Source organism: Paenibacillus hebaui, from assembly GCF_051934385.1.
In the GTDB taxonomy this organism is placed as follows: Bacteria; Bacillota; Bacilli; order Paenibacillales; family Paenibacillaceae; genus Paenibacillus.
In genome coordinates this window covers 2136939-2150768 of record NZ_CP196836.1, presented here as the reverse complement: position 1 = coordinate 2150768, position 13830 = coordinate 2136939, and the positions used below count along the sequence as shown (strand labels likewise).

The 13830-nt window shown below is 35.0% G+C and carries 17 protein-coding genes and 1 tRNA gene; 3 read left to right on the top strand and 15 right to left on the bottom strand.

Features of this window, described 5'->3' with window-relative positions:
- Positions 1 to 88: 88 nt before the first annotated feature.
- From ACR32F_RS09840 to ACR32F_RS09810, 7 genes are all read right to left on the bottom strand, one after another.
- Positions 89 to 1054 (bottom strand): HNH endonuclease, encoded by a 966-nt coding sequence (locus ACR32F_RS09840; RefSeq protein ID WP_440118439.1) that lies wholly within the window; start codon positions 1052 to 1054, stop codon positions 89 to 91.
- Positions 1055 to 1156: 102 nt separating this feature from the next.
- On the bottom strand, positions 1157 to 2371 hold the full coding sequence (locus tag ACR32F_RS09835) for a metallophosphoesterase (RefSeq protein ID WP_440118437.1): 1215 nt from the start codon (positions 2369 to 2371) through the stop codon (positions 1157 to 1159).
- The gene (locus ACR32F_RS09830) at positions 2368 to 2568 is read right to left on the bottom strand and encodes a YonK family protein (RefSeq protein WP_440118435.1); all 201 of its coding nucleotides are present in this window, start codon (positions 2566 to 2568) and stop codon (positions 2368 to 2370) included. Before ACR32F_RS09830 ends, ACR32F_RS09835 begins: the two co-directional genes overlap by 4 nt.
- Before the next feature lie 35 nt (positions 2569 to 2603).
- A complete protein-coding gene (locus tag ACR32F_RS09825; RefSeq protein ID WP_440118433.1) occupies positions 2604 to 2993 on the bottom strand; it encodes a hypothetical protein in 390 nt (129 codons plus the stop codon).
- Positions 2994 to 3044: 51 nt separating this feature from the next.
- Positions 3045 to 3500 carry a hypothetical protein gene (locus tag ACR32F_RS09820; protein WP_440118432.1) on the bottom strand — a complete coding sequence of 152 codons (456 nt, stop codon included), beginning with the start codon at positions 3498 to 3500 and terminating at the stop codon, positions 3045 to 3047.
- A gap of 30 nt (positions 3501 to 3530) precedes the next feature.
- Positions 3531 to 3782 (bottom strand): hypothetical protein, encoded by a 252-nt coding sequence (locus ACR32F_RS09815; RefSeq protein WP_440118430.1) that lies wholly within the window; start codon positions 3780 to 3782, stop codon positions 3531 to 3533.
- 150 nt (positions 3783 to 3932) lie between these two features.
- Positions 3933 to 4259, bottom strand: coding sequence for a hypothetical protein (locus tag ACR32F_RS09810; RefSeq protein WP_440118428.1), 327 nt, complete (start codon positions 4257 to 4259; stop codon positions 3933 to 3935).
- Between the two features lie 1178 nt (positions 4260 to 5437).
- Here ACR32F_RS09810 and ACR32F_RS09805 point away from each other — a divergent pair.
- From ACR32F_RS09805 to ACR32F_RS09795, 3 genes are all read left to right on the top strand, one after another.
- On the top strand, positions 5438 to 5614 hold the full coding sequence (locus tag ACR32F_RS09805) for a hypothetical protein (protein WP_440118426.1): 177 nt from the start codon (positions 5438 to 5440) through the stop codon (positions 5612 to 5614).
- Positions 5615 to 5787: 173 nt separating this feature from the next.
- A complete protein-coding gene (locus tag ACR32F_RS09800; RefSeq protein WP_440118424.1) occupies positions 5788 to 5946 on the top strand; it encodes a hypothetical protein in 159 nt (52 codons plus the stop codon).
- Positions 5947 to 5957: 11 nt separating this feature from the next.
- Complete coding sequence (locus ACR32F_RS09795) at positions 5958 to 6158, top strand: helix-turn-helix domain-containing protein (RefSeq protein ID WP_440118422.1); 201 nt, start codon at positions 5958 to 5960, stop codon at positions 6156 to 6158.
- 176 nt (positions 6159 to 6334) lie between these two features.
- On the opposite strand, the gene ACR32F_RS09790 is transcribed toward ACR32F_RS09795, so the two are convergent.
- From ACR32F_RS09790 to ACR32F_RS09755, 8 genes are all read right to left on the bottom strand, one after another.
- Positions 6335 to 6604, bottom strand: coding sequence for a hypothetical protein (locus tag ACR32F_RS09790; protein WP_440118420.1), 270 nt, complete (start codon positions 6602 to 6604; stop codon positions 6335 to 6337).
- Between the two features lie 62 nt (positions 6605 to 6666).
- Entirely contained in the window at positions 6667 to 6993 is a 327-nt protein-coding gene (locus ACR32F_RS09785) for a hypothetical protein (RefSeq protein ID WP_440118418.1), read from the bottom strand.
- Between the two features lie 153 nt (positions 6994 to 7146).
- A complete protein-coding gene (locus ACR32F_RS09780) occupies positions 7147 to 7554 on the bottom strand; it encodes a hypothetical protein (RefSeq protein ID WP_440118416.1) in 408 nt (135 codons plus the stop codon).
- 30 nt (positions 7555 to 7584) lie between these two features.
- Positions 7585 to 7670 (bottom strand) — tRNA-Ser (locus tag ACR32F_RS09775).
- Positions 7671 to 7997: 327 nt separating this feature from the next.
- A complete protein-coding gene (locus ACR32F_RS09770) occupies positions 7998 to 8765 on the bottom strand; it encodes a hypothetical protein (RefSeq protein WP_440118414.1) in 768 nt (255 codons plus the stop codon).
- Entirely contained in the window at positions 8752 to 11568 is a 2817-nt protein-coding gene (locus ACR32F_RS09765) for a hypothetical protein (RefSeq protein ID WP_440118412.1), read from the bottom strand. Before ACR32F_RS09765 ends, ACR32F_RS09770 begins: the two co-directional genes overlap by 14 nt.
- Positions 11569 to 11593: 25 nt before the next feature.
- Positions 11594 to 12955: a hypothetical protein gene (locus ACR32F_RS09760; RefSeq protein WP_440118410.1), complete on the bottom strand. Its 1362-nt coding sequence runs from the start codon at positions 12953 to 12955 to the stop codon at positions 11594 to 11596.
- Positions 12956 to 13218: 263 nt separating this feature from the next.
- Positions 13219 to 13815: a hypothetical protein gene (locus ACR32F_RS09755; protein ID WP_440118408.1), complete on the bottom strand. Its 597-nt coding sequence runs from the start codon at positions 13813 to 13815 to the stop codon at positions 13219 to 13221.
- Between the last annotated feature and the right edge of the window lie 15 nt (positions 13816 to 13830).

Sequence of the window (13830 nt, the reverse complement as noted above, 5' to 3'; positions counted from 1 at the left end):
TGAGCAATCAGGTGATCGATTTATGTATTCTTGCTTACTTTGCTAGGGAATTTGTCTCCCTTACAGATTGAAACTTAATCTTATATGTTTAAGATATAAATTGTTTTACTTTCATAAATCTTTCTGCGGTGAACATCTCATCAATTCTATAGAATGAATCTAGATTTCTTGTACCCTTCCTTGAATTGCATGATACACAAGATGGGACAATATTTTTTGCTTCAAATGATCCATTATCTTTAATGGGAATCACATGTTCTTTACTTAACACAGCACCATAAATCTCTAAATTTTTCTCTTGAGATTCACCACAATAGGCACAAGAGTAATCGAAATGCTCTAAACAATTAACCCAGTCTATCTCAGTAAAATTTAATGGTAGTGATTTAATCAAAGCTCGTCTCTTGTCTTCACTGTGTCTTCTCTTTAATTCTCCACCACTTATTTTCCATTGTTGATAGTATGCTTTTTTTACATCACTGTTATTTTGTGTATAAGTTCTGTCATAGCTGCTTTTCTCTTCTTTTCCAAAGTCTTCACAGTTATAGCAGTATCCCATTATCTTTGTTTTCTTAACTCCGTATGTAGGAAATTCACTAAGCTCTTTTATTTCTAGGCAATATTTACACTTCTTCTTGTTTTCTTGTGCCAAGTGTAGATTTTCCCCATATAAGCTCTCTTTACGAGGTATATCAGTACAGATTCTACAATATGCTCCATTTGCAAAATACTCTTGGTTGTTTTCAAACAATATCAAGCATCCATAGCACATTTTTTTATTTATACTACTTAACTGATTAGCGAAAATATTATGCAATCCTCTAAATACATTTGCCGTATCATTTCTAACTATTTTAGTAAAGAATTGATTGACACATTCTCGGCAATAGTGAAATCCATCTTTTGTAGCATTATGTGGCTTAAAAAACAGAACATGTTTCGGATATCTAAGATGGCATTTACTACACTCTTTCATATCTCCTTCGGTGTATGAATCATAAAATAATTTAGAATACACTTCAGGTATGGAATTGATTATTTCTTTGAAGTTCAATATCTATATCCCCCAATACTAAATAAAACCACCCATGTCTCACGACAATAGCGGTTAATAGTAGGAGACAGGGATAGTGCCTCACGGCATGACTCATTCCTGTTACAATCTAATGTTATATGTAAGTGTCCGACCTTTATTTTCTTCAATAATCATTACTTTAGCACCAGCATTCGATGTCTTTTTAAGTTTGAGTGAGTAGTCATCAATACCAATAATAGAAGGGGATTGCACATACTCAATATCTCTTACACCATTCATACCAATAGTTTTCTCATGAGAATGATGCAAATGTCCGCTTAACAAAAGATGAATTGGCTTGTTGTACGTTAAAGAGTAATCTTTAATACTATTTTCGAGATTCTTTTCGTTCTCGCCGTGTACCCCTAAAATTTTTGTACCAAGGATGTCTAGATACATGAATTCATTGCAATTAGTTACTGAAACATTCTTGTTTCCCTTTAGATTTGCTGAAATCAATTTAGTAATCCACTTTTGAGCATTTTCATGTGGAAATTCATCTCTTTTACCTGATAGCAGTCTAAGTTGATCATGATTTCCAAAGATAGAGTAGTAGTCTACTACACAGTATTTAGATAGTTCATTTAACCATTGACTCATAAATTCTGCGAAATGGATTGCAGAATCAGTGACTCCCATTTTTAGACTCATTAACTGACTTATACGAAGAATGCCATCAACACTATCACCTAGATTGGGAAGGGTGACATGATTAATCTTTTGTTCATCGTTAATCGATACAAACTCTTCGAGTAGACTCCACATACGCTTTTCTAGAATCTCAGGACTGTACTCGTTGAGAACTTCACCTTCCAATCCAAAGAGTTTAAATGATACGCCGTCATGGAGATCACAAACAGGGAAAAGAAAGTCGCGTTTCGCATTGTTTTTCTTAATATAGATATCTGGAATATGTATAGTAGGACGATTAATTACTGCATCTACAATCTTCTCTTCAAGTAATTCAGCTCTAGCTTGGTCGCGAATCATTTTGTTATATTCGATCTTTTCAGTTTGAAGTTTGACTCGTTCTTTTTTTGATTCTAATGTAGCATCTCTAATTTCATCTACGACTTCATTGTTAGCATATTTCTCAAGTACAACAGGCTTCCATTCCAGATATGCAGAGTACTTTTTACGCCATCTAGACTCTGAATACTCATCGCCTGACTCTTTGTTAAGTAGGTCAGCAGTCTGAATCCATGTCAAACCGTATAGTTCTTGATTGTCACCAAGACGAATTAGATAGTCATTGATTGACTCATAGGATTGCTTTAGTAGTTCATTATGGATCATTCAGTTTCCTCCAACACATGGCTAGGATTGAAATCTGAACTCATTGTAATTGAAAACTGCTCACCATCAAACTCTTGTAATAGTGCTTCGAGATTGAAAATGGTTGTATTATCTTTGTCTTTGTAAGTGATAGTCATATCTTTCATACTCAACACACCTGTACGGTTCACATTTTTCGTGTCTTTATTCTTAGCCATTATATATACTCTCCCTATATATTTATGTATTTTTCTTACTCGTTAATGTCACTATTATAGAATCCAGTAATAACCTTAATGTGTTGAGGTACTTGATCTAATGAAACTGTCTCATCAATAACTGCTTCTTTGATAGCTCTAATGCTTCCACCATTTATAGAGTAGATTTTTTCATAGTCATATTTACTTTTCTCATGAGAACATGGGAGACCCACCAAAACTGCAATACCTTTTTTCTTTGCGAATTTTATAAGTGCTTCAGTCTTTCCAATAGATCTTACATTCGTTACATCAATAAATTCATTTTCAAAGTAACCCAAAGTCAAAAGTTTTTCTAATAGAATTTGGTTATTTTTATAGTCAGTTTCAGGAATTGTTAGATATATTCCATGGTTACGTTTTATTTTGTCTACATATTTAATCACTTTATCAATCTCCCTATTTATGTATTTGATTGGATTAATTTTCTATTCTTCTTAATCTACAAAACCATTAAGTCCATTCAAAATACCTACAACGGTCTCTACATCTGGTGAAGGACTTGGATTACATCCGAATGGATCAACAATCATATATCTATTGTCAATGTACAATCTTGCTGGAGTACCTTGAATCTCAGTTTGAACGTATTCTCGGGATACAAAGAATTTGCCCATTTCCAAATACTCACCATCATTCAATTCTTCAACTTCTTCAATTGTAACTTTGCGTACTTTACTCTCTTCTTTTTCTTTAATTTCACCTGAAATGTTAAACCCATGCACAAATGCAACTGTACTATCTGCATCGCCTTGCCACAAGGAAGTTCCCCATTCAGTTATAACTTCGAAATCATTATTTCCATAAGATAGAACTGTCAATAATCCTTTTCGAACGCCTTGTCCTTTTGTAAGCTTAGAAATCTCATATACACTAATCTCATGTTTCTCCATTTTCAATCTCCCTTAATCATTTGTTATATCTCATAGTTTACCTCTGACTTCTCTACATATCTCTTGGACATCAATTTGATTCTTAGTCTTTAGTGATCCACCAGATAACATTGCTGCTTTCTTCATCTCAGGATTAGTATGCTTCTTAAACTCAGACATGAGATGTCTCATATTGTCCATTCCAATACTCTGAGTCTTTGAAGTACTGTCTGCATACTCATTGAAAGATTCGTACTCTGCATGACTTACATTTGCTTTAGTTGGTCGAATAGGCTTAATCATTTATGGATCATCCTTTCGTCGAAGTACTGGATTAGGCGTTTACCGTTACGTTTAGCTAAATCACTAGTTGGCTTGATTGAATCCATTCTGATCTGTTTAGCGACATCACCATACACAATTGGGGTAGCTGCTGATTGTGTTTTCAGATTTCTAGAGAGTGACTGTGCCATCAATATCCTCCCACATCATCTGTAGGTTTAGATTGTTAGCAATAGATTCATGAATATCGGCAGGTTCTTCAATGGTATCTGTTCGCCAAATAGCGATTCCATTTTCATTGAATCCATTCAGATCATATTTATCAATTAAAACTTCGTAGCCACTAGGGATAATCTTGAAAATCGTTATCCCAGAAAAGAACAGTTCACCACTGTCAGCTAGATAATCAATAATCATTTCATCTTCCGTTTCAATTTTCTTGTATAGCTGATCCACTCTATCTTTAATTACTTGCAATTGCTCTTCTCGTGTATTCATATCGTCCTCCAAATTAGGTTGTATCGTGAAATAGCAAAGAACCCTTATATATCAAGGGTTAATGGTGAAATCATATGTAATTGGTATGCTGATATCGTGAAAATGCTTATGTATCAAGGGAAAACGGGAATAAAAGTGATAGATATGAGTAAACAAGGGGACCAAACATGCCAAATTAGGCTATTTTATCAATAGAAAATTGAGTGAAAAGCTAGTGTTTATGCGGGTTTTACGATGGGGACCACGATACCATTTACGATGTGAAATAGGCTGTAAATTGATGATTAGAGTGGAAATCCAACATTGCGGTGTAGGTATAAGTGCTGTCGGAATATTTGGAAATTTTGACTCATTTTTGGGTGTAAATATACCCCCCTATCCTGTCCCCAAGGAATACATAAGATACCTTGTATGCTCTTTAGGACACACTCCGTCATCTTGACGGATTGACTAGACTATGGACTAACAATTGTAAAAAAATTACCAATTTACTCATTTTGAGTTTGAAATTTTTCATATTCGTATATCTATATGGGCGCTGTCCAAAATATCGTAAGGGTAACAGCATAGCCGATTATCATGACTTATCCACAGGTTATACACAACTATATTGTTAACAACTTAATATTACACTATCCATTCACTCGCCACTTAATCCCTCACAACTATATATCACTCACATCTCATCTACTCACGTACCACATCATCCACTCGTTATCATCATTATAGCCAACTCAATATACTATCTGTGTACTCTCTATACTCTGGGTCACATTGTTAACCTTTGCTCCATATACAATCCTTGCAATAGTCTATACACCTTATTGGCTAATTCTATTTCAATTTCCTCATTGGAATTTGGAATTTGATTTTCATTTTTGATTTTTTCATTTTCAAAATGTGGATTCTCAACGTAGCTATACGTTTCATTCTGTCTCAACCATCATCCTAACAGTCAGTATATCATTCTCTATGTACCATTCTTGTACTTCATTAGTCATGTCTGCATACACCACCTCTATTATGATGTATCCAGTATATTACTGTGCTGCATACGAACTGTATCAACAAACCGATACAAAACGTAACCAATATGATTCAATTATGATAAGATAATACTAGACAACCGTTATCGGTCATGATATAATAAGTATATAAAGAAGAGGAGGTGATAACAAATGAAAGAACTACTACCCTACATCATCCCATCACTCGCATTCATCCTCAACCTGATAATCTTCCTAGTGGGTAGGCGAGACAAGAAAGAAGAAAAGAAAGAGAAACGACTCAAAGAAGCAAAAGAGAAACATAAAGAAGGTGAGCAACTCCCGCCAAGAAGTAATACTCACCGATAGGCAACTATGTCAGAAAGGGAATCCGAAAGGGTTCCTTTTCACCTACATTATACACAATAACGTTGACTATATGCAATAAACTTTAAAGAAAAAGCTTTACAACCGTTATCGGTTGGTGTATAATGTAATTAGGATAAGATAACAGATAAGGATAATAACAGGAGGTTAAACATATGAGTAAAACAGCCAATGTATCAATCACTACACTAGCATTTATCATTGCCATTGTAGTATTCGTCTTTATGGAAAAGAACACATTTAATCTTATTATTGGTAGCGCTGCTATTGTATTGGGCTTATATAATGTAGTACAGCTCATACGTAGACGTTAGGGGGATATTATATGGAACCAGATAAAGAACGCATTGAATCAGATATGGATAGCATCATGGGGCGCATCATGACCACTGAGGAAGCAAGCGAGTTATGGGGATTGTCGCCTGTACGTATCAAGCATCTATGTAGTGACGGGAAGGTTGTAGCTCGTAAACGTGGTAAGACATGGTTTGTATATAAAGACCAGCCTAATCCGAAACAATCCTGAAGCTCAGCAAATGGGCTTCTTTTCTTTATCATAGTCTAGCCAACTGGTTAGGCTTATTTTCTTTTGTTCTATACTAATAATAAAAGACCAGTCCAATGAACAGACTGGTTACACATTACTGATCATAAACTTGATCATGCTCAGGATTAATTCCCGAACACTGTCAAATGAATGATTTAATATCCGCTATTAGTCACAACATCAAACAATTCAATTACTGCTTTATAGTCATCTCCGTTAAACTGCGTTGGGTGCTCCATTGATTTATCATATAGGAAGTCATACAGTTTATGATGCTCACAGTTAGCTTCAAACCATTCAAGCATAGTTGTCATGATGCGATAATTCTGTTCATTATCTTGTTTTAGTTGTTCAATCTCTTCATTTACATTTTTATTCTCAAGCATCATCGTAACACCACTTGCGTCAATAATCGCAATTCCCATTCTTCATTATCTCCCTTATGTATAAACTTCTTTGTGGAGCCATCACAGCTCATCTAATTGAATTACTTATTATCCAAACTATAAATATACTCTGCTCGACCTGCTAACATATCAAAAGAAATAAGATTATCAATCTGATATGAGTTACTAAATCTGTCTGTAATGTCCTGCATCAGTTCATCTTGGTTAGGATACTTAGATTTCAAAATGTCCAGTAGAATCAACACTTGCTTATTCAACAGTTCGACTGTCTCGGAACGTACAATGTCCAATTCCCATTCCTTATATTCTTTCCATTTGGTTACAGTTTCTGCACATCCATAGTTATTCATAAAGGAAACTTGAACTTCGTTTTCCAATTGCTCACTTGTTAACAATTTCAATTCCAATATATTTATCTCCCTTAGTCATCTATCTGTTCAAGCAAAGGACTCCCACTTTAACGGTGTATTCTCTACTTGTTCCGTTAATATGTCTACCTGCTACAATACAGGTTAAGGGCTATCATCACGACAGGCCATATAAAATCATGTATGTATTATTTATTTAATTAAAATGTATAGATAATCTTCATCGCTTGTAACTTGTTGTTTATAGTTCACATAGTCACTTTTCTCATCATCCCATGGAACATAGATATAATCCTCAGTTCCATCAATATATTGAACAGAAATAGCAACCAAATCACGCTCCTCTTTAATCCGGTCAAATTTCATAATTGGTTCCACTTGACCATCTTGCTCAAACGGATAATATGGTTTATTGGCTTTCGACTTGATTCCAATGTCAAACAATGCACATTGATTTATTTCAATTATTTTATCATCATTGATCATATATTTACGCTTCCGAATATCGCTAAAGTCCAATCGGTCAATCTCATCGACTTTAAAATCTAAACTGTCACAGTTCTCAAATACCAATTTAACTTTCTCAATTTGCTTCATCATTCAATTTCTCCTTTTGGTTCTAAATTTAAATGGAAGGAGAGGGATTCGAACCCTCGCACGACATAATCGCCTAGCTGTTTTCAAGACAGTCCTCTTAACCACTTGAGTATCCTTCCTCATTTTGTATTACATCTACATCCATTCGCTTCCAATAGGCTCCAAGTGTGATCAAATGACTCCATCTCACTCATTCTAACTACATCTAACTACATAATAGAAAAGGAGGCTCTCATTAACCGGAGAGCATCGGCCTGCCTACAGACAGTGATCCCGTAACTAGCATTAGGGACTTTTAAAAAAATGAAATGAAGAATAATACGAGGTGGAGGTTCCGATATGAAAAGGAGAAAACCCTATCTTCCCCTCCACTACAGACGTATCTAGTAAAACCTCTCAGCCCTTACGGGGCAAGGTATTTCAGCGTTTTCTAACATGTATGATTTTCATTTTCTAGTATTATTTTTACGCTTATAATTCTTTTGGCATACTTTGCATCGTTTTTGTCGATTAGAATTCTTAACAATCAATCTTCCACATTCTTCACAGTTGCCCACATTCTCACCTTTATATCTCAAATATTCATAAATAAAATGGGTAAAGTCCTTAATTGTAATCACTGCTTTACTATCCTCATTACCATATGTAACACGATAACTTGTTGAAGCTGCTTTAAATGGTGTCTCTAGATACTCTAGCTGAATCAACTTATTCATCATTCTATTTTGCTCTACTAAACCATCCTTAATTCCTGCATCCTTCATTACCTCTGACACATCTTCATTAACCCAATATGTATTTTTATTGTTCTTTTGGTTTGCAACTTTGGCGTACACAAGAAATGAGAATGCTATTTTTTCGAGTCGAATACTCTTTAACTGCTGAACACTATCTAATTCGTCCTGAGTGATCACTACCTCTTCAACTTCTATAAGCGGTTCCTTATTTGCTTCTACTCTCTTTTTAATTCTATTTTTATTACTTTGAACAATCTTAGCGATTTCCTTGTACCATAGAACTGAATTATACTTGGGCATGTGTGTCTTTAGAAATTCATCAATTGAATCCTCTGTTTCCTTTAAAGCGTACCCTTCAGCAACATAGTATTTAGCAAGACTATTGATAGTCTTCCTAGGGTATTTGTCTACTTTTCCTGATTTCAATATTTCCTCTGCTTCATAACGTTCATTCAATACTGTATTAATAATTATCAACCTCCATTTGAATTTTAACCATTTTGAATCTGTCACCACTGTATTCAATTTCTCCCTTTTCATCGAGTACAGGGAAGTTAAATGTATATCTGTTCTTTCTCAACAAGTTAAAAATAATCTGCTTTCCAGCGACATCCCATGCAAACTGTTTTGAATTATCAGTCTTGTAACACAAATCCACAACCATGTTACACAGATCTTCTTCGTTGTTGCAAATACTTAATGCTTTTTCTCTAAATCTCTTTAAGAACATACGTCTCGCTTCTTCTTTCGCTTCACTATCCTCTACTATATCTTTGGTACTCAGAATATAACTTTTCACCTCAGCGCTATAGTTCTTGTACAGCTCTTTAATCTCCTTGAAACGGACTTGAGAATATTTTTTATCAGTTTTAAGTATTTCCTTATCAAAATTATTTGTCTTTACGTCTCTAGGCACATCCTTAAATGCTTCTTCGACTCTCCAACAAATTCTATTCATCGTCGATTGGGCAATTGATACTGGAATATCTCGATAATAGTCTTCAAGAAACGCTTTTTCTTTTTCTGTTAAATCAGTTTTGCTTTTCAATTCTTCAAAACTAATGCCAAATCTAATTGAACAATTACGTTCTACTGCTTTTATGTATTTCTTGTAATTCCCTAATTCTGATGAATCTTTCTTCCAGATAAAGAAGTACGGTTTCTTATCGACAACTATGCTCAAGTTGAATTCTCGTTTAGTTCTGTCTTCATCAGTTTCTGGTAGTGGTATGTATTTGCCGTTTTCATCAGTAATTGCTTTTCCCTTTTCGTCAGTAACGATAGGTGTATAACTCAATTTAGGAGTATACCATTCTTTCGGCATGCCTTTTGCTTCCATTCCCTTTGCCTTATCAATAACATTTTGCTGGATCATCTGACCGCTCATAATGCGGTAGTTCACTTCCAAGTATTCGTCACTACCTATAGTAAATCCAGCCATTACATCAAACATTGAAGTTATCCGATTCGTTGTGATTCCAATTTCATCACCAAAACTCGCTTTATTTGCTGCAATCAAATCGGCTTCTGTAGGCACTACTTTTCCTACTGGTTTCTGCATGCATACAAGTGCATCCAATTCATGGACATTATTCATGATCACTTCATCATCTGTTGTAAATACTTGGTCACCATCAAAGTCAGCACCGTTTAAGGCATGAGTGGCTGTATCCCAACTGTTTAGGATTGTTACGTTCTTCATATAGCGATACCAATATGATGTGTCCTTGTCTTTCTTCATTCTAAATACACGAATATTGTTATGGTTTGTCATTGGCGCTCTAAACGCTGCTATCTTCTCGACTTTACGTTCAAGCCAGTAATTAGAGTAGTATTCTCCACCCTTTAACAATCCAGTGAGTGGCATGCCGAATATGTTTTGACACAATGTATACGGATCGCCAGACATCATACTGAAATTACCCTTGACCCTGAGTACACCTGTTTTAGCTTCATCAATTCTTTTATGTATCATTTTATAAACATGATTACGAACAAATGGATCATTTATTATTTCTTTATCAATCATCAATGCTTGTATGAAGTCTGGATTATCATGTAGCACATCTTTCTCACTAATCTTTTTACCTCTAAGATAAAGCAGTGTCTTCCTATAGTCCCCACCAAGCACTTCTTTAATCTCATTTACTGTTAGACTAATTAACTGATCAATTTCATTGTCTGACAATTTTAAAGATTGAATAAACTGATAATTCAAATCTCCCTCATTGTCCAAGTTCTCAGGTGTTGTCTTGGTTACGGCAAAGGCATAGCCAAACTTATCCCAACACTCTTGTACATGCTCTAGGCTCGTATACGAATCCCACAATTTCATCATTGATGTAGTTAGAATTACATCGTAGTCCCTGATATCCCTAGTAACTCCCCATGCGTCTTGAACCATGTATGACTTGGCAATATTCTCAGCATAATCGAGGAAATCGAATGGATGTAAAACGCCTTTGGTGTAACCATGGCGCTCAACCATACTAGCATACCCATCAACACCTAGTTCTTCACTCCACTTTCTACTTCTATCTGGCAACATTAATCCAAATCCGTCTGAAGCGTTCATAGCGCTGTCGCCCTCAAAAGAATAATCCTTAATTTCTTCAATAACAGGGGCATCTGAATACCTGTCGTCAATGGTAATAACATTTGACTTAAATGAGGTCATTGCATCCTGTACAATTAATACTCCTTTTGGTCTAGAAACAGGTGTGCTTGCTGAACATGCGAGTGCTTGATACGCTTCGAGCTTAGCTGGAACCATTTTCTTTGTCATATCTCTACCCATATTCAAACGTTCTTTTAAATATGGATACACGTCATTAGTTACAAACACTACAGTTGAGTCTTTGCCACCTCCTGTAGTAGCAAGCAAACGTTTATAGCTATGACCATTAATTTTGAAACCTTTCTTTGAACACAATCTATCGAAGTCCTTCTTTGACTTCATGACAATCATTACATAGTGTTGATTATACAACCTTTCGTTCAATTCTTTGTACAATGATGCAATGTTACGCTTGTTCTCTTTGTTGGTGTCTAACTTCCGTAATCTTTTGATTTCCATCTTGATTCTATGTATTTCACTTTCTCGGTCAAGGTTGCCTTCCCATTCCTGTATAAATCGCAATGCCTGACTGCTACCAAGTGAAACAATTTCCTTGTTTTCTCGTGCTTGGTCTCGTGGAAGTGTTAGATTGTACTTTTCTTTACTGATTCGTGTGGAATTTATTTTCAAAACATGACTCTGATTTAGTTTGTGTTTCGCCAAAAATAAATCCTCCTTTTAGATTAGATTAAATGAACTCTGAAATATCAACGTCTGAATTAACTCTCTGTTTGTATTGTGCGTCCCTAATTCGTTCCTGAACTTTCCTATTTTGTCTTAGTTGCAATGATAAATTTGTCTCAGTTACTCCGTCATATGATTCATACTCATCGCCATAATGAGTCTCATCATCTGTTTTACCAATGTTTTTACTTTCAAGGAAGCGATCAAATATTATCTTGTACTCTTGGTACACTTCTTGAGTTAATATATTCTCCTTCAACAATGCTTTAAACTGTTCTAGCAGATAAAAAATTTCTTCTGTTCCTAATTTTCTGTAACCTCTAAATTCGCATTTAATCAAATCGTAAACGCTGTGTTTGATTCCATTGTCTACATACATGATGTCATCAAAGTCGATACCATCGATAGAATCTAATACCGTCATCTTTCCATTTCGTTCAACAAATACTTGACCCTTTTTCAAATCTGATAATATTCTACTTCTTTCAGTTTGAATAGTCTTACTCTTTTCAATATCCGCTTTTGATTTTCCACTATCCCACTCTTTCTGTATAAAAGGCCATGCGGTAGTTTTCTTTAGTTTTTCTATTCTCTTTGCTGCCTGTTTCTTCAATTCATCATCTGTAGTTGTCTCATACACATAAAAATCGTATGAATCCAACTTTGAGTCCCATCTATACCATCCATGCTCCTTGGATTCAATTTCAGGATTGTCACTTTTACCTTCGTCTCCAATTGGAGAAAATGGTATAGGGTCATTTTGATAAACAGACATAGCAGTTGAATCAGAAAGGTAAAATGTATATGGTGAACTTCTGAATTTACCCTCTTGGTTCTTATCGATTGACCTATCCATTCTTATCAGATTCCTATCTGCCATTCTTGTGACTAGATTCCTAGCTTTCTCAATTCCCAGATCAAGCAATTGAGCCAAATCATCAATCCTTTTCTTAAATCCATGTTTGAAGCCTTTTAATATACTCATGAAATACAGTTCATACATATTATCTGACGATATCCATGTATCAAAATCAACCTTACTAAATCCTTTGTCCACTTTTTCAATCTTCAGAATTAGCATTTCATCATAGTTATTTGTTATGGACACCTCATTGCTTATTGAAAGGACATTCAGGGCAACTAATTCATTGACTGTTTTAGCCGTGTTACTCTTACACTTACTAGATACCTTATCTTGAAAGATCGATTGGATCTGAGACAATAGATTGATATTAGTTTCAATGTGATTGAAGTATCTATCCTCTCTTAAACCAAGTAGACACATAAAATACCATTGCTTAGGATTTAATTTAAATGGCCCATCACGATAATAACAGTTATAGAAACGGACAAACTTTTCACTCATCTTTTAATTCCTTTGCTTTTGATTTTCAGATTTCAAAAACTACTTACTCAATGAATTCTCTGTTAAGTATGTATCTCTGTTTAATAAATATCTCTGTTAGTACTTATCCCTCGGTTTTGGGTTAACATCTTAACCTGAAACAATAGGACGGTGAGTTAAAATCTTAACTTCAAACCGAGGGACGGAGGGTTAATGTCTTAACCTAAAACAGTATGACGGTTTGTGATGGCCTTTAAGGACATGGCAAATTATAGTATGTATGACTACTGAAATCTTGGGTTACGTTCTAGTCTCACAAGTTCACTATCCTTGTAGCTTTCTACAATGCTTTCAACTGTAATTTCATCTTCTGGGATTAAATCAAAACTGAATCGAATGATATCTTTCCATCTAAAATCACGATAAGCCATATAGTCAGCCATACTTAAGCGTTCGATATATTTCATTGCTGCTTCATACTTAACTTTTGGCGTTTCAGTGTATCCGCATTGATTGTCATTTACCATGTGTCGATAAATAGACCACAAACCTTTGCTTACTTTATTCCACTCTTTATAAAATTCCGACTTTTTCGTTTTGTCTTCTCTAATGGAAGGGAACATCATCTTGGTAATCTTACTTGCTTTATTTGCCATTTCTTTTTTCAAAGTTTTCTTTTGACCGGATGTGACCCTGTCATCTTTACGATATTCCTTATAGAAGTCCAGCATAAAGTTACCAATAGCTTTAACTTCGACAACGTTATTGTAAATTTCATCACGGATATTTTTAACTTCATCTAAACTAGCTTTCGAAGCATCCATCGCTACTGTCAATGCCTTATGTAGTGCGTCAAACTCTTGATTGTTATTAATATTCATATATTCATTCTCCTT

Bases quoted from the DNA above. Each gene is read 5' to 3' on its own strand.
- ACR32F_RS09795 (WP_440118422.1), top strand. From the start codon at position 5,958: ATGGAACCAGATAAAGAACGCATTGAATCAGATATGGATAGCATCATG.
- ACR32F_RS09835 (WP_440118437.1), bottom strand. From the start codon at position 2,371: ATGATCCATAATGAACTACTAAAGCAATCCTATGAGTCAATCAATGAC.
- ACR32F_RS09790 (WP_440118420.1), bottom strand. From the start codon at position 6,604: ATGGGAATTGCGATTATTGACGCAAGTGGTGTTACGATGATGCTTGAG.
- ACR32F_RS09815 (WP_440118430.1), bottom strand. From the start codon at position 3,782: ATGATTAAGCCTATTCGACCAACTAAAGCAAATGTAAGTCATGCAGAG.
- ACR32F_RS09780 (WP_440118416.1), bottom strand. From the start codon at position 7,554: ATGATGAAGCAAATTGAGAAAGTTAAATTGGTATTTGAGAACTGTGAC.
- ACR32F_RS09755 (WP_440118408.1), bottom strand. From the start codon at position 13,815: ATGAATATTAATAACAATCAAGAGTTTGACGCACTACATAAGGCATTG.
- ACR32F_RS09760 (WP_440118410.1), bottom strand. From the start codon at position 12,955: ATGAGTGAAAAGTTTGTCCGTTTCTATAACTGTTATTATCGTGATGGG.
- ACR32F_RS09810 (WP_440118428.1), bottom strand. From the start codon at position 4,259: ATGAATACACGAGAAGAGCAATTGCAAGTAATTAAAGATAGAGTGGAT.
- ACR32F_RS09830 (WP_440118435.1), bottom strand. From the start codon at position 2,568: ATGGCTAAGAATAAAGACACGAAAAATGTGAACCGTACAGGTGTGTTG.
- ACR32F_RS09805 (WP_440118426.1), top strand. From the start codon at position 5,438: ATGAAAGAACTACTACCCTACATCATCCCATCACTCGCATTCATCCTC.
- ACR32F_RS09800 (WP_440118424.1), top strand. From the start codon at position 5,788: ATGAGTAAAACAGCCAATGTATCAATCACTACACTAGCATTTATCATT.
- ACR32F_RS09820 (WP_440118432.1), bottom strand. From the start codon at position 3,500: ATGGAGAAACATGAGATTAGTGTATATGAGATTTCTAAGCTTACAAAA.